Below are 16,128 nucleotides of genomic sequence, written 5' to 3'. Positions count from 1 at the left end.
CGAATGCTGGTTATATGGATGTACAGAACTACTAAGGAGGCCGACATGACAACAGCAGTTGCAGACCGCACACTGAACGCCGCTGACCGGTGCGATCGTTGCGGAGCCCAGGCGTATGTCCGCGTTGTACTCGAGTCCTCCGGCGGTGAGCTGCTTTTCTGCGGCCACCACGCACGTGCAGTTGAAGCCACGCTCCGGCCCATGACTTCCGACTGGCATGATGAGACCGAGCGCCTCAACGAGAAGGCACCCGTCCCCGTCGACTAAAGGGCAGGCCGGGCAAAGTTCCGGAACCATCCAAGCCGAAAGGGCTCCTCCCCACCGGGAGGGGCCCTTTTGCTTTGCCGAACCGGAAACGTCCACCAGGATCGACACGAAAGCGGCCCAGCCGGAAAGTCCGACTGGGCCGTTGTCGCGCATGCAAGTGCATGCGTGGAACTGTTTAGTCCAGGTAGTCCCGCAGTACCTGCGAGCGGGAAGGGTGACGCAGCTTGGACATGGTCTTGGATTCGATCTGGCGGATGCGCTCGCGCGTCACTCCGTAGACCTTGCCGATTTCGTCTAAAGTCTTCGGCTGGCCATCGGTAAGGCCGAAGCGCATGGCCACCACGCCTGCCTCCCGCTCGGAGAGGGTGTCCAGCACGGAGTGCAACTGCTCCTGCAGGAGCGTGAAGCTCACGGCATCGGCCGGGACAACAGCTTCCGAATCTTCAATCAGGTCACCGAACTCCGAGTCGCCGTCCTCACCCAAAGGGGTGTGGAGCGAGATCGGTTCGCGACCATACTTCTGGACCTCGACGACCTTCTCGGGAGTCATGTCCAACTCCAGCGCCAGCTCTTCGGGCGTAGGTTCACGGCCCAGATCCTGAAGCATCTGGCGCTGAACGCGGGCCAGCTTGTTGATGACTTCCACCATGTGAACCGGGATACGGATGGTGCGGGCCTGGTCGGCCATGGCGCGGGTAATCGCCTGGCGGATCCACCACGTGGCGTACGTGGAGAACTTGAAGCCCTTGGTGTAGTCGAATTTCTCGACTGCGCGGATGAGGCCAAGGTTGCCTTCCTGGATCAGGTCCAGGAACAGCATGCCTCGTCCGGTGTAACGCTTGGCGAGCGACACAACCAGGCGGAGGTTGGCCTCGAGCAGGTGGTTCTTTGCACGCTTGCCATCGTGGATGACGAACTCCAGCTCGCGCTTGAGCTTGGGATCCATGGATCCGTCATCTGCGTTGATCTTTTCCTCAGCGAAGAGGCCGGCCTCGATGCGGAGGGCCAGATCGACTTCCTGCTCGGCGTTCAGCAGGGCAACCTTGCCGATTTGCTTCAGGTAGTCCTTGACGGGGTCTGCGGTTGCGCCAGCCGACATGACCTGCTGGACAGGTGCGTCGTCGTCATCGGCATCCGAGTAGACAAAGCCCGAGCCGGACGGGGCAGCCTTGTCCTTGGCGGCAGTTGCGCCATCCTCGGTGTCGTCGTCTCCGACTTCAACTTCCTCCGCTGCTGCGGGGTCGAAGTCTTCGTCCTCGGCGCTGGGCTCGTCGGCATCGGCGGCGGAGGAGTTGTTCGCTGCTTCAGCAGCGGCCTTCGCACCGGGCTTGGGTCCACGCTTCTTGGGGGCAGGCTTGTCAGAGTCGCCCTCTGAGGCCTTGTTGGCAGCACGTGTCGCGGCGCGCTTTGCCGATGTGGCCGCCTTCTTTTCCTCAGCGGACAATTCGGCCTGGGCGGCGGGTTCCTTCTCGACGGAAGACGGGGTCACAGAAAACCTTTCTAGCGGCGGTCTGTGGAATCACCATACGGGCAACACCACTATGACCCTGTCAAGTCCGCGATCAATTTCAAATGCGATCGCCGCCTGCAGAGTCTTTGAGTACAACTGCCGACGACACTGGATTGTTCCCGTTGACCGGACCCATCCAGGGCATTCAAACGCGGACCCAACCGGGTCTCGGCATCCATTGTCTCACGGTTTTGCGAAACGGACGCCTGCTGAATGTGCGGAAACTAAACAGGTGCACTCCTTGAGCCCTTCCATGCCGAGCCGGGACGCCGCGCCCACCCGCAGATGGCCCCCTGCCCCATGATCTCCGTGAGCAACTCCGCCAGGCGGTAGCCAGGTTGGGCGTCTTCGGCCCGGCTCAGGCAGGCATGGGCGATGGAGCCACTTCCCTTGCACCAGAAAATCCACCCCTGCAGTGTCAGCGCTGCGGCAGCCACGTCTCCTTCTTCACCATCCACGCTTAGTCCGGCGAGGACCTGCTGCAGGACATCAAGGTCCTTCCAGCAGGGCACCTCCGGATGCATGCCCAACAGGACATCGCCATACGTGTAGACGTCACTGGTGTCACCTGGCTGGTCGGAGGGGGCAGTCTGGGGGGAGGCTGTGCCGTTGGCCTCGAAGGGAGGCACGCCCACTTCACGGGGGTGGAAAGGTGCGGTGTCCGGTTCGTCGTCCACGAACAGGCTGAAACCGGCAGCACCGGACTTCGCAGACTCCACACCGGCCGCCGCCATCACCACCACGGCATCCCGCCACGACGGCACTTTCAACGTGGTCCTCAGGAAGCCCATAAGTTCGGCGTCAGTCGCGGCTTCCAGGAAGTCACCGCTCAGGGCCCTGGCCACAACGTGCTGCCACACCGCAAGGACAGCGTCAAAACAGGCCTCGCTGCGCCACAAACCGAGTATCCGGTCCCCAAACCTGGCCTCCGCTTCCAGGACTCCGGGTTCGTAGGCTCCTGCCCGGGCGAGCCGCATTGCTTCGGGCCCTTTCCTGGGAGACGGCCCGATGGCGCTCCCCTGGTACACCATTTCAGTACTCAGCCGGCTCGCCTTGATCTGTTCAACCGGGAACCCCGGAACAGGGCAACAGCGCGCATCCACACAGTAGGCCCCACGCCAGTACTCCGCCCCCACCAACCAGGCGTCACGGACAGCAAGGTCAACGTTGTCGAGACTGGCTCGCAGGGCGTCCAGCAAGGGCGTGGTCCGGGTGATGACGGAGCCATCATTCCAGCCCTCATCGGTGTAGACGGCCAGCAGCACTCCGTTGGCTGCGTCATCAGCCATCAAGTAGCTGCGGATCTGGTCTGCGAAGCAGGCCAATCCCACCTCTGAAGTGGAAACGGGCAAATCCACGCGGAGCGTCGCGCCGAGGATCTTACCCTGCATGGTGATGGCCACGAGGCTGTCATCGGGCCAATACCCCAACATATGGGGTATGTAGCCCAGGATGTCCTCGGGTTGATGGATGCTGAGTGTTCTGTTGGTGGTCATGCCTCAAGCCTGGGCACCAGCCGGGAACAGGAACAGGGACTACTTTCCGTATGTGGACAATCAACCGGAAAACAGGGCAACCGGAAAACAGGGGGGTCTCTGCGCTCTACTGTTCCCCTGCCACCTTGGCACGTGCCTCACGGCGCCGCTCCAGCCGCTCACGGCGCTGCCTGGCAAGCGCCGTCGCCAACGGCGGCACATGGACACCTTGCGCAGCCATCTGCCGCCGGACTTTCCGCCGGGTGACCACAATGAGCAGGGTTCCGACGGCGAGCAACAGGAACTGGACGCTGAGGGCAATCCGGAACGGCGCGAGCCCGTAGAGGTCACCACCAGAGAATCCGCTGGCATTCAGGAGGTCAAGCACCAGCCCGATGAGATAGATCGCGATGAGCGCGGCAATAAAGCCTCCGACGTTGACGATTCCCGTGGCCGTACCGATCCGGTGCGAGGGATTGAACGTCCGGGCGAAGTCGAATCCGATCATGGATCCTGGTCCGCCGACAGCCAGTACCACTACCAGGATGACAAGCAGCCAGAGTGGAGCACGCTCAGGAAGCAGCAGCACAGTCGCCCAGGCCAGAGCCGTAGCCGTGGTGATCAAGAGGACCATTGCCGACCTCCGCATCGGGTGCCTGGACACAAACCGCCCCAAACCAGGTCCGGCAACAATGGCCGTAGCTACGAACAATGCCATCAAGGCGGACACCGTTCCCGCATCCAGCCCTTGGGCGGAGAGCAGGAACGGGTAGCCCCACGTCATGGCAAAGAGATTGCCACTGAACTGGACGGTGAAATGGCTCCAGAGCCCCAGCCGTGTCCCCGGCTGCTTCCAGGCGCGGGACAGGGAAACACCTGTGGCCCTCAACCCCTGGGTCGACGCCGTGGCCGGGTGTCCGGGAGGTGCATCCCGCAGCAATGCCAGGACCAGAACAGTGGCCATCACCGACATCGCAGCCAAGGTGAGGAATGCCGGTGTCCACCCTGCAGAGTGCAGCAGCAAGGCGAACGGAACCACGCTGAACAGTTGGCCGAGTTGGCCACACATCCCGGTCAGTTGGGTCACCAACGGAACCCGGGCTGGCGCGAACCAGAGTGGAACCAGCCGGATGACGGAGATGAAGGTCATGGCGTCGCCCGCCCCCACCAGGACCCGGCCCAGGACGCCGCCCGGAATGCTTTCGGCGAAAGCGAGCTGCAGTTGCCCCGCGGCCATGAGGACGGCACCGCCGGCCACCATGACCCGGGAACCAAACCTGTCCACCAATACGCCCACGGGGATCTGCAGTCCGGCGTAGACCAACAGCTGCAACACGGTGAAAAAGGAAATAGCCGAGGCACTTGCGTTGAACCGCTCAGTTGCCTCCAGACCTGCCACTCCGAAGGATGTCCGCTGAGCTACTGCCACGAGGTAGGCAAAGATGCCTATGGTCCAGATAAGCCAGGCGCGGGGAGAAGTCACACCTCAATTATGCCGGTCAAGCCATAAAGCTGATTTATTGAGGCGTGTCTTTACGTGCCAGGTACGCTTCCACGGCCGCACCAATGTCCTCGGCGTTGGGAAGTTCGTCATTCTCGTCAGCAAGCAACGAGCGACGGACTATTCCCTCGGATTTTTCGTCATAGCGGGTTTCCAGGTTCGCGACCACCGCCTGGACCTCTTCGGATGCCTCAATTTGCTCAGCAATCTGCCGGCCAACCTCGCGGCCTGCCTCGCGCAGACGGTCGGTGGGAAGCATGAGGGATGTTGCGGCACCCAGGTATTCCAGTCCGGCTACGGCAGCCGGAGGATACTCTGCCTCGGCCAGGTAGTGCGGGACGTGGATGACGTAGCCCGCAACGCTGCGGTCGGCCTTAGTGAGCCGAAGTTCCAGGATGTGTCCAATGGCAGCCGGTACCTCAACCGTCGGCTTCCAGCTGGAAATTCCCTCGATGAGCTCAGGCCGGTTTCCGTGCACCGTCACGCCCACGGGGCGGGTGTGCGGGACGGGCATGGGGATTGAGTGGATCCACGTGACCAGATTGACGTCCAGTTTTTCCACGATCCCCACGACGGCGCGGGCGAAGCGCTCCCACTGGAGGTCCGGTTCAAAGCCCGCAAGAAGCAGGAACGGCTGCCCCAGCCCATCCGTCAGCTTGTACAGGCCCAGCTTGGGCGCCTGGTAATCCTGCAAATGGTCTTCGACAAAGCTGATGTGGGGGCGGCGGGAACGGTAGTCGATGAGCTGGTCGGCGTCGAACATGGCCACCACCTCGGCATCGAGCTGGTCCAACAGTTCCGCATTGATTTGCCGGACGACGTGACCGGCATCGGCAAATCCCGTGAACCCCATAACCATGTCCAACCCGCGGAGTTCGGGGCTGTGGAAGGTCTCGATGTTGCTCGCGTAGAGAGCTTCGGGGTCCAGGAGGGTGCCGGAAATCCGTTCAAACACGGCGTATTCCTTTCACGGGGCAAGTTTGGTTCCGGGGTTTCGGAATGGTCTGTATGGTTACAACGCTGCACACGGGGCGGGCATTCCTGCTCCGTATGTGCGGCAGCTCTCATTTAATTGCTGTCCGCGGGCGCCGAGAGACTACGATCGAATCGGGCTGGCGTCCTCTTGCGACGCCCGGCCTGTAGACCAAGGCCGCCGTCGTAAGTGGACGTCGGGCGCGTACCGGGGCAGGCCGCCAAACATGCGGCGCCGCCATGCAATGCAGAGAGAAGTGAGGACACATCCTCGTGGTCAAGACTACTGACATCATCCTGGGCATCATCGCCAAGGACCTGAAAAAGTCCCCCAGCGACGCACTTGTGATCGGAGTTGCGCAAGGCGCGGACGGGCCGGTGCTGCTCGCCAATCCCCTCAGCGCCAAGGCCGCCGAGTCCATCACCGGTTCGTTGAAGTCCTTGGGCATCAGCGGCGCAGCCGACCAGGTCCACCGGCTTCCCGGACTGCCTGAGACGGGCGCCGGAATCCTGGTACTGGCCGGCGTCGGCAAACTGGCCGACGGCAGCAACCTCAGCGAAGAGGCATTGCGCCGGGCAGCAGGCTCCGCTGTACGCCAGCTCGCCGGCTTGTCGTCGGTGACGCTGGCCTTCCCGACGCCGGCACTCACCGATGTGGCGGCAGTCGCCGAAGGTGCGGCCCTGGGCGCCTACTCGTACACGGAGCACCGCTCCTCCACGGACGGACTGAAGGCCCCGGTGACCAAGGCGTTGATCTTCTCTGACGTGGACGCCAAGGCCGCGCAGCCGGCGCTCGACCGGGCCATCGTCCTGGCCAGGGCCGTCAATGCCACCCGCACCCTGGTGAACCAGCCCCCCAGCCACCTCTACCCCGAGTCGTTTGCCGAGTCCGCCAAGGAACTTGCCAAGGGGCTCCCGGTCAAAGTCACTGTCTGGGACGAAAAACGCCTGGAAAAGGAAGGCTTTGGAGGCATCCTCGGCGTCGGCAAGGGTTCCACCCGCCAGCCGCGCCTGGTCAAGGTCGAATACGCACCCGCCAAAGCCACCCGGAAAATTGCCCTCGTGGGCAAAGGCATCACCTTCGACACCGGTGGCATCTCCATCAAACCGGCCCTCGGCATGGGCGACATGAAAAGCGATATGGCCGGCGCCGCCGTCGTCCTTAATACTGTCCTGGCGCTCGCCTCGCTGGGGCTGCCGATCAAGGCGACCGCGTGGCTCTGCATTGCGGAAAACATGCCATCCGGCGCCGCAGCGCGGCCGGCGGACGTGTTCACCATCCACGGTGGCAAGACAGTGGAGGTCCTGAACACCGACGCCGAGGGCCGCCTGGTAATGGCCGACGGTCTCGTCGCTGCCAGCCTGGAGAAGCCGGATGTCATCATTGACGTCGCCACGTTGACGGGCGCGCAGTTGATAGCGCTTGGCCTGCGCACCGCCGGTGTGATGGGTTCGGATTCCGTGACGGCGGCACTGAAGTCCGCAGCCGACCGTGCAGGCGAGCTTGTCTGGCCCATGCCGCTGCCCGAGGAACTCCGGCCCAGCCTGGACTCCCAGGTGGCGGACATCGCCAACATCGGTGAGCGCAACGGCGGCATGATGACAGCAGCTGTCTTCCTGCGTGAATTCGTGGGCAAGGACGGCAACGGCGAGCAGATCCCGTGGGCCCACGTGGACATTGCCGGGCCCTCCTTCAACAATGGCAGCCCGTACGGCTACACCCCCAAGCAGGGCACCGGATGCACCGTCCGCACCCTGGTTGCCTACGCCGAGGACCTTCTGGCGGTTTCCGCCTAAGGGCCACTCCCCCGCGGTTGCGTGGTCCGGCCGGCTTCCGGCAGGGGCCACGCAACCCCGGAATTATGCGGCGTGTAGCGCTGTGTCACAAGTGAACGTGAGTCTCGACACAAGCGCTCCACAAACACCCGCAGAGGGTGGAGCATGGGTAGGTGGTTCGCTAAGGTGAACTCGATAGTCACAAATGCAAGAGAACTTAGGTGCTGGCATAATCACGGCAGAACAAGTTCCAAAGACCAGATGGCACGCAGTCCCGTGTCATCATTCACGCGAGGGAGCGTTTTAGTGGCCGATCAGGCAACTGCGCAAGAATTCGACATCCTGGTACTCGGTGGCGGCAGCGGCGGCTACGCCACTGCCCTGCGGGCCGTGCAGCTTGGGTTCACCGTTGGCCTTGTGGAAAAGGCAAAGCTCGGCGGAACCTGCCTGCACAACGGCTGTATCCCCACCAAGGCCCTCCTGCACTCGGCCGAACTGGCTGACCATGCACGCGATTCCGCCAAGTACGGCGTGAACGTCACGCTCGACAGCATCGACATGTCGGCCGTGAACGCCTACAAGGACGGCATCATTGCCGGCAAGTTCAAGGGCCTCCAGGGACTCATCAAGTCCAAGGGCATCACCGTGATCGAGGGTGAAGGAAAGCTCCAGGGCAACAACACCGTCGTCGTGAACGGCACGGCCTACACGGGCAAGAACATTGTCCTGGCCACCGGTTCCTACTCACGTTCGCTCCCGGGTCTGGAAATCGGCGGCAAGGTCATCACCTCCGACCAGGCCCTCACCATGGACTACATCCCCAAGAGCGCCATCGTCCTCGGCGGCGGCGTCATCGGCGTCGAGTTCGCATCGGTGTGGAAGTCCTTCGGCGTGGACGTCACCATCATCGAAGGCCTCCCCTCCTTGGTCCCCAACGAGGACGCCTCCATCGTGAAGAACCTTGAGCGCGCCTTCAAGAAGCGCGGCATCAAGTTCACCACCGGTATCTTCTTCCAGGGCGTCGAGCAGAACGACGACGGCGTCAAGGTCACCTTGGTCGACGGCCAGACCTTCGAAGCGGACCTCCTTCTCGTAGCCGTTGGCCGTGGCCCCGTCACCGCCAACCTGGGCTACGAAGAAGCCGGCATCACCATCGACCGTGGCTTCGTCATCACCAACGAGCGCCTCCACACCGGCGTAGGCAACATCTACGCCGTGGGCGACATCGTCCCGGGCGTCCAGCTCGCACACCGTGGATACCAGCAGGGTATCTTCGTGGCTGAGGAGATTGCCGGCCTGAACCCGGCCATCGTTGAGGACATCAACATCCCCAAGGTCACGTACTGCGAGCCCGAAATCGCCACAGTGGGTTACACCGAAAAGGCCGCCAAGGAGAAGTTCGGCGACGACCAGGTGCAGACCCAGGAATACAACCTTGCCGGCAACGGCAAGAGCTCCATCCTCGGCACCGGCGGCATCGTCAAGCTCGTCCGCCAGAAGGATGGCCCCGTAGTTGGTATCCACATGATTGGTTCACGTATTGGTGAGCAGATCGGTGAAGCCCAGCTGATCGTGAACTGGGAAGCCTACCCGGAGGACGTGGCCCAGCTGGTCCACGCCCACCCCACCCAGAACGAAGCTTTGGGCGAAGCCCACCTCGCCCTCGCGGGCAAGCCGCTCCACGGCTAAGTCTTTACCCAAGACAAACGGGTCGGGTGCATGCAGCGGAATCTGCCGGATGCACCCGGCCCGGACCAGCAGAATTCATCCGCACAAAGATCAATAAGGAGAACGGGGACGACATGTCTGAATCCGTTAACTTGCCCGCCCTCGGTGAGAGTGTCACCGAAGGAACCGTCACCCGCTGGCTCAAGCAGGTTGGTGACCGGGTGGAGATCGACGAGCCGTTGCTCGAGGTTTCAACCGACAAAGTAGACACCGAAATCCCCTCTCCGATCTCTGGCGTCATCGAAGAAATCCTCGTCGCGGAAGACGAGACGGCTGAAGTTGGTGCACCGTTGGTCCGCATCGGCGATGGCTCCGGCTCCGCTGCTCCGGCGGCAGAAGAGGCTCCGGCCGCACAGGAAGCACCTGCCGCTGCTGAGCAGGCCGCACCGGCAGCAGAAGAGGCTCCGGCCGCTCAGGAAGCTCCGGCTGCGGAAGCACCCGCATCATCCGGTGAAGGCCACGAAGTAACCCTCCCGGCTCTGGGCGAGAGCGTTACCGAAGGCACGGTCACCCGTTGGCTCAAGGCTGTCGGCGACACCGTAGAGGTCGACGAACCCCTCCTCGAGGTTTCCACCGACAAGGTCGACACCGAGATTCCGTCCCCGGTTGCCGGCACACTCCAGGAGATCCGCGTCAATGAGGACGAGACCGCAGAAGTAGGTTCCGTCCTGGCAGTCATCGGTTCAGGCGCAGCTGCCCCTGCCGCCGCTCCGGCTCCCGCTGCACCCGCCGCAGCACCGGCCCCCGCTGCAGAAGCACCGGCCCCCGCCGCTCCGGCCCCGGCAGCCACACCTGCTGCTCCCGCCGCAGCGCCGGCACCGGCCGCAGCACCGGCACCGGCCGCAGCATCTGCTCCGGCAGCCGCACCTGCAGCTCCCGCCGAAGCCGCTGGCTCGTCTGAGTCCGGCTACGTCACTCCGCTGGTGCGCAAGCTTGCCAACCAGCACGGCGTGGACATTGCATCGGTCTCCGGCACCGGCGTTGGTGGCCGCATCCGCAAGCAGGATGTCCTTGCCGCCGCCGAAGCCAAGCAGGCCGCCGCAGCACCCGCAGCATCGGCGCCTGCCACTGCCCCCGCAGCCAAGGCTGCCGCTCCGGTCGTCGCCTCGTCGCTGCGCGGCACCACGGAGAAGGCTCCCCGCATCCGCCAGGTCATTGCCCGGCGCATGCGTGAGTCCCTCGAGGTCTCCACCCAACTGACCCAGGTGCACGAGGTCGACATGACCAAGATCGCCAAGCTGCGCCTCAAGGCCAAGAACTCGTTCCAGGCCCAGAACGGCGTCAAGCTGACCTTCCTGCCCTTCATTGCCAAGGCTGTTGCCGAGGCACTGAAGCAGCACCCCAAGCTCAACGCTGCGTACGACGAATCCAAGCAGGAAATCACGTACCACAACGCTGAGCACCTGGCGATCGCCGTCGATACCGACAAGGGCCTTCTGGTCCCCGTCATCTCCGACGCCGGCAACCTGAACCTCGCCGGCCTTGCCGGCAAGATTGCCGACGTCGCGGGCCGTACCCGTGACGGCAAGATCGGCCCGGACGAGCTGTCCGGCGGTACCTTCAGCATCACCAACATCGGTTCTGTCGGCGCACTGTTCGACACCCCGATCATCAACCAGCCGCAGGTGGGCATCCTCGGTACCGGTGCAATCGTCAAGCGCGCCGTTGTAGTCGCTGACGAAAACGGTGACGATTCCATCGCCATCCGCTCCATGATGTACCTGTCGCTGACGTACGACCACCGCCTGGTGGACGGCGCCGACGCCGGCCGCTTCCTGCAGACCCTCAAGGCCCGCCTTGAAGAGGGCGCGTTCGAAGCGGATCTCGGCCTCTAGGCCGTTCCGCCTGCAGGCACCTCTGCAGACTCAGAAGGGGCAGGTCTCCGGGGCAACCCGGGGACCTGCCCCTTCCGTTTTAATACCAACGCGTGGCTTTGCTACAGGACGTAGAACCGACTGGATAAGCTAGGGCCATGAGTATTCTCTTCAACATTCTGGTGTTCTTGCACATCGTCGGCGCAGCCATGATCGTGGGCTACTGGATCGCCACCCTCAGGGAGCCAACCGTCCACCCGCGTCAGCGCGACGGAGCCTTCCTTCAGCTCCTTACGGGCATCGCCATGATGGGTGTCCTGCCCATGCTGCCGGATGCTGATCCCAACTATTTCAAGCTGGGCGTCAAGTTTGCCATCGGCGTGGCAGTGGCAGTCCTCGCTGTCATCGGCTCACGCAAGGTCAAGAACGGCGAGCCCGTCTCCACCGGCCTTGCCCACGGCGTCGGTGGACTGGCCTTGGTGAATATCGCCATCGCCACACTCTGGCACTAAGGACCCCTTATCCCTGAGCTATGCAGAACTCGTTGCCCTCGGGATCCTGCATGACGTCCCAGTGGAAATCGGCAATGTCGTAGCCCTCAACGAAAGCAGCCCCCAAAGACTCGGCCTTTCGCCGTAAAGCTGAGGCATCGGCGTCGTGCAGGTCCAAGTGCAGCCGGCGCCGGCCCTCGGTGGGTGCAGCCACTTGTTGGAAGGCCAGCCGCGGAAGGCCGGGCTCAGCAGCTCCAAGCCAGATGAATCCTTCATGTTCAGCCACGACGGGCATACCAAGCAGTTCAGACCAGAAGGCGGCCAGCCGGCTGGCATCAACGGCGTTGACCATGATTGACGCGATTCTTGGGCTGCTGCGATGTCCGGGATTTTCCTGAGTATCCATTGCGCCATTCTAGGGGTCACAATCCACCGACAGCTGAATGGCCGTGCAGTCACTGGAACGAATCCCTAGGATTGATTCCGATGGCACGTGGCGAAAGCCCGATGCCGACTCACAACGACCCTAAGGAGTGGACATGGCAGCAACACGCACCGCACACACGGTTTGGAACGGCAACCTCATTGAGGGCGCAGGCAACACCACACTGGACAGCTCCGGCCTGGGTACGTTCGATGTCACGTGGAAGGCCCGTACAGAGCAGTCCGGCGGCAAGACCAGCCCGGAAGAGCTCATCGCTGCAGCCCACTCCGCGTGCTTCTCCATGGCATTCAGCCACGCCCTGGCCGGTGAAGGCTTTACCGCTGAGGAAGTCAACACCAAGGCGGACGTCACCTTTGTTCCGGGCACCGGCATCACGGGCAGCCACCTGACCATGACTGCCAAGGTTCCGGGTCTTTCCCAGGAAGATTTCCGCCGCATCTCCGAGGACGCAAAGACCGGCTGCCCCGTCTCGGGCGCACTGGCCAGCATCGAGATCACGCTGGATGCCACCCTGGCTGAGTAACCTCACCGGCGCGCACCGTGCCCTTGATCCACACGTGCCTTGATCCACAAGAGGCCCTGAGGCATAAAGAGCCCCGTCACTCCGACTGGAGTGACGGGGCTCTTCGCGTCCCGCGGTTCGCTACTTCTTTGCCTGCGGACGGGAAGGCAACGGTGCCGGGCGTACCTTCCGGTAGCCTTCACGCAGCGGCGGACGATCGGTGGGTAGCTCCTGGATCATCTCCTTCAGCGCGCCGATTCCGTACTCCAGCTGCGGATCGGTGCCGGCTGCGTAGGCATGCGGCGGGAAAAGGACCTCGATGTCGGGCTCCACGCCGTGATTCTCAACGTCCCAGCCGATCCCTCCACTGAACCAGGTGGCATAGCGCGGTTGAGTGACGCCCGTGCCGTCAGCCAGCGCGAAACGGTTGTCGATGCCAACGACCCCACCCCACGTCCGCGTCCCGATGACGGGGCCGATGCCCCGCAGTTTCGAGACCTGGGTGATGATGTCGCCGTCGGATCCGGCAAATTCGTCGGCCAGGATGATGACCGGGCCACGAGGAGCGTGGTGCGGGTAGGTGCGCGGCTTCTCACCCCGAGGCATGCTCCAGCCCGTCACTTTGCGGCCGATCAGTTCGGCGACAAGCTGGGAAGTGTGCCCGCCGCGGTTGCGTCGCACGTCCACGATCAGCCCATCCAAGGCTGTCTCGGTGTCAAGATCCCGGTGGAGTTGGGCCCAGCCGTTGGCCATCATGTCCGGGACGTGGAGATACCCGAACTTGCCGCCGGAGGCCTCGCGGACAGTCCGGCGGTTTGCACGGACCCAGTCCTGGTAGCGGAGCCTCTCCTCGTCACGGATGGGAACCACAGCCACACGCCGCTGCGTTCCGGCAGCTTCGCCGTGGCCCTTACCGTTCAGGAGCGTCAGCTCCACCGTGCGGCCGGCAGCACCCACCAGCTGCATTGCAGGCGTCAGGGCCGCTGAAAGCTCGACGCCGTCAACGGCCAGGAGCACGTCGCCCACCTTCGCGTCCACACCGGGCCGCGTCAGCGGCGAGGTAGCAAGGGGATCCGAGGACTCCCCCGCCAGGATCCTGGTGATTTCCCAACCATCGCCACCGAGCTGCAGCTCAGCACCCAGCCGCCCCTGGCCGTTGCGTCCTGGCTCAGAGACCGCCGCCGGACGTACGTAGGCATGCGAGGTTCCCAGCTCGCCGTGGAGTTCCCACAGCAGGTCCACGAGGTCGTCGTGCGAGCCGAGGCGTTCAACGATCGGGCGGTACCGCTTGTACACGGAGTCCCAGTCCTGCCCGGCCATGTCGGCAGTCCAGAAGAAGTCGCGCTGCAACCGCCAGGCCTCGTCGAACGCCTGTCCCCAAGCAGCAACCGGGTCAAGAATGACGCGGATCCTGTTGAGGTCCACCTTCACGTGGTCAGCTGAGTCCTCTTCCACCTTGCTGTCGGCGGGCACCGAGAAAACAGTCTTGTCCAGGACGTAGACGATCCTGCTCAGGTCGCCGGATACGCGGTAGCTGTCCACTGCCGGCACGATGGTGGTCGGCTTGCGCCTGGCGAGGTCATAACGCACCAAGGCAGGAGCGGTCTTTTTGTCCTGGGGCGTGCCTTTGCCTTCACCAGTGACGCCGGAGAGCTCAGTATCCAGCCACAACAACGCGCCGTCGCCAACGGCAAGGCCGGAGTAGTTTCCCTGCGGAACGGGCACGGTGATGACCCTGTGGGCAAGACCTTCCGCATCCACGCGCACAGCCGGGACGTCGCCGTCGTCGGACTTCTCCGTACTGGACGGCGCATCCTCAAGGGTGTCGACGGACGGGCCAAAAGGCGAAGGCGTATCCGCCGCCAGCGCCACCAGGTACGGCTTGATGGGGCTGGGGAAGGAGAGATCGAAGGAGTGGCCGTCGTAGACGGGGTCGAAGCTCCGGTTGGAGAGGAAGGCAAGGAACTTGCCGTCCGGCGTGAACCGGGGCCACTCGTCGCAGAAACGGCCATCGGTGACATCAATGATGCCGTCGCCTTCGGTGGGTCGGGCGATCCTGAGCTTGCTGCGCGAGCCGAACGACGTAACGGGCTCGGACCAAGCGAGCCATTGCGAGTCGCTGGACCACGAGAGCTGTTCGATACTTCCCTCCCCGACACTGACGAGTTGTGACAGCTCGCCGGTGGAGGTATCGGCCACGAAGACATCACCGAACGACGTGCCGACGGCGATCCAGCGGCCATCCGGGCTGGCTTCCAACGCGCTGGTACGCGTGGGCTGCGGGAAATCGATGCGAAGCTGGGCAACGTCCTCCGGCACAGGATGTGCCTCCGGTGCGGCGACATCACCGGCCGTGTCAGGTGAGGGCACGGCCTGGGCGTCCACGCCTTCGACAGGCGTCGTCGCCGGTGGGTTGGCCTGCCCGGTCGCGGCCGGCTGCCCCACCACGTTGGATACGGCGACCGGCTTCGGCAAGGAATCGTCTTCCTTCACTGGTGCAGGTGCTGCAACGGCCTTGGTCGCCGCCACCGCTGCCGCGAGGCGGGCGGCAATACGCTTGACGTACAACGCTTCCACTCCACCGTGGTCCGCCACGTAGGCGATCCTTCCGTCAGTGAGCGGACGCGGCAGCCGCGCGCGGACACCGGGCGTGGCTTCCACCACGCGTGAGGGGCCGTCCTTGTGTCGAAGCCAGTGGACGGTACCGTGCGATTCCACGGCGCTGGCCGTGCCGCCGGTGTTCGGGAAGACGTCTCCGAGGTGGGCTGAAGCCTTCAACGGCGAAGGACGGCGCGCAGGCGACGCGGAGCCAAGAGAAACCTCCAGCTTCCTTGGCTCGGCATCTGCGTCGAGTGAGGGAAGGATCCAGAGTTCGCCGGCGGACTCGAAAATGACTCTTTGGCCATCTGTGCTGGCGTGGCGCACGTAGAAGTCCTCGTGGTCCGTGTGCCGGAGCAGTCCGGTGCCGTCAGGGAGGACCGAGTACAGGTTTCCGTACCCTTCGTGATCCGAGAGGAAGGCGATCCTGCCATCTACCCAGAGCGGGTCCGTGAGGTTTCCGTCGATCTCCGGCACCAGCCGCTCAAACTCCCCGTTTCCATCAGCGTCGATCCACAGCTTGCCGGCCGTGCCCCCGCGGTAACGCTTCCACCACGCGGGTTCGCGTGAAAGAACGCTCGCCAGCACCACTGGCTTCTCGTCGCCGATCTCGGGTCCGAAGGCAACAGCCTCTACCGGTCCAAAGGGAAGTTCGACGGCGGCGCCCCCATCGAGCGGGAGGCTGTAGGCGTGCGTGTGGCGGCTTTCCGCCTGCTGGAAGGCGCTGGTAACCACCACGTGGCCGGCAGGAGTGAAACCCTTGACTTTCGTGGTGCTGTGGCCGAAGTAGCTCAGCTGCCGGTACCCGCCGCCGTCGACGTCCGCCGTCACCACCTCCGGGCACGTTCCCACCACAACAGTCCACACAAGTTGCTTGCCGTCCGGCGTGAAGCGGGGGTTCCTTGCTGGAAGCTGCTGGGAGGAGACACGCCAGGCGCGGCCCCCTGAGAGCGGAGCGATCCAGACGTCGTCTTCGGCCACAAACGTGACCAGGTCGCCGTGCACATGCGGGAAGCGGAGGTAGCTGGAGGAGGTCATTGTTCGATCAT

The 16,128-nt window shown here is 63.7% G+C and carries 12 protein-coding genes; 6 read left to right on the top strand and 6 right to left on the bottom strand.

Translation table 11 applies throughout. The annotated features are described in order from the left end of the window. The first annotated feature begins 45 nt into the window (after nucleotides 1-45). Entirely contained in the window at nucleotides 46-267 is a 222-nt protein-coding gene (locus AB0N72_RS00550; RefSeq protein ID WP_018778705.1) for a hypothetical protein, read from the top strand. Nucleotides 268-442: 175 nt separating this feature from the next. Here AB0N72_RS00550 and AB0N72_RS00545 read toward each other — a convergent pair whose 3' ends face one another. From AB0N72_RS00545 to AB0N72_RS00530, 4 genes are all read right to left on the bottom strand, one after another. Next, nucleotides 443-1,756: an RNA polymerase sigma factor gene (locus tag AB0N72_RS00545; RefSeq protein ID WP_363931346.1), complete on the bottom strand. Its 1,314-nt coding sequence runs from the start codon at nucleotides 1,754-1,756 to the stop codon at nucleotides 443-445. 245 nt (nucleotides 1,757-2,001) lie between these two features. After that, nucleotides 2,002-3,273 carry a DUF4192 domain-containing protein gene (locus AB0N72_RS00540; RefSeq protein ID WP_363931345.1) on the bottom strand — a complete coding sequence of 424 codons (1,272 nt, stop codon included), beginning with the start codon at nucleotides 3,271-3,273 and terminating at the stop codon, nucleotides 2,002-2,004. Between the two features lie 106 nt (nucleotides 3,274-3,379). Continuing rightward, complete coding sequence (locus tag AB0N72_RS00535) at nucleotides 3,380-4,735, bottom strand: MFS transporter (RefSeq protein WP_363931344.1); 1,356 nt, start codon at nucleotides 4,733-4,735, stop codon at nucleotides 3,380-3,382. 34 nt (nucleotides 4,736-4,769) lie between these two features. Beyond that, entirely contained in the window at nucleotides 4,770-5,708 is a 939-nt protein-coding gene (locus AB0N72_RS00530; protein WP_363931343.1) for a PAC2 family protein, read from the bottom strand. Nucleotides 5,709-5,998: 290 nt separating this feature from the next. Between AB0N72_RS00530 and AB0N72_RS00525 the strand changes: the two genes are divergently transcribed. From AB0N72_RS00525 to AB0N72_RS00510, 4 genes are all read left to right on the top strand, one after another. Beyond that, complete coding sequence (locus AB0N72_RS00525) at nucleotides 5,999-7,522, top strand: leucyl aminopeptidase (protein ID WP_363931342.1); 1,524 nt, start codon at nucleotides 5,999-6,001, stop codon at nucleotides 7,520-7,522. A 285-nt stretch (nucleotides 7,523-7,807) separates the two neighbouring features. Next, nucleotides 7,808-9,190 (top strand): dihydrolipoyl dehydrogenase, encoded by a 1,383-nt coding sequence (gene lpdA / locus AB0N72_RS00520; protein WP_363931341.1) that lies wholly within the window; start codon nucleotides 7,808-7,810, stop codon nucleotides 9,188-9,190. A 113-nt stretch (nucleotides 9,191-9,303) separates the two neighbouring features. Next, on the top strand, nucleotides 9,304-11,064 hold the full coding sequence (gene sucB, locus AB0N72_RS00515) for a 2-oxoglutarate dehydrogenase, E2 component, dihydrolipoamide succinyltransferase (RefSeq protein ID WP_363931340.1): 1,761 nt from the start codon (nucleotides 9,304-9,306) through the stop codon (nucleotides 11,062-11,064). A gap of 137 nt (nucleotides 11,065-11,201) precedes the next feature. Further along, nucleotides 11,202-11,555: a hypothetical protein gene (locus AB0N72_RS00510; RefSeq protein ID WP_363931339.1), complete on the top strand. Its 354-nt coding sequence runs from the start codon at nucleotides 11,202-11,204 to the stop codon at nucleotides 11,553-11,555. 7 nt (nucleotides 11,556-11,562) lie between these two features. On the opposite strand, the gene AB0N72_RS00505 is transcribed toward AB0N72_RS00510, so the two are convergent. Then, nucleotides 11,563-11,940 (bottom strand): VOC family protein, encoded by a 378-nt coding sequence (locus tag AB0N72_RS00505; protein WP_363931338.1) that lies wholly within the window; start codon nucleotides 11,938-11,940, stop codon nucleotides 11,563-11,565. 133 nt (nucleotides 11,941-12,073) lie between these two features. Between AB0N72_RS00505 and AB0N72_RS00500 the strand changes: the two genes are divergently transcribed. After that, a complete protein-coding gene (locus tag AB0N72_RS00500; RefSeq protein ID WP_018778715.1) occupies nucleotides 12,074-12,502 on the top strand; it encodes an OsmC family protein in 429 nt (142 codons plus the stop codon). A 120-nt stretch (nucleotides 12,503-12,622) separates the two neighbouring features. Here AB0N72_RS00500 and AB0N72_RS00495 read toward each other — a convergent pair whose 3' ends face one another. Next, nucleotides 12,623-16,117 (bottom strand): S41 family peptidase, encoded by a 3,495-nt coding sequence (locus AB0N72_RS00495; protein WP_363931337.1) that lies wholly within the window; start codon nucleotides 16,115-16,117, stop codon nucleotides 12,623-12,625. Between the last annotated feature and the right edge of the window lie 11 nt (nucleotides 16,118-16,128).

The sequence above is a fragment of the Paenarthrobacter sp. NPDC089307 genome, assembly GCF_040685055.1.
Lineage (GTDB): Bacteria > Actinomycetota > Actinomycetes > Actinomycetales > Micrococcaceae > Arthrobacter.
The sequence above is the reverse complement of the archived record's forward strand: the minus strand, read 5'-3'. Positions and strand labels throughout refer to the sequence as shown.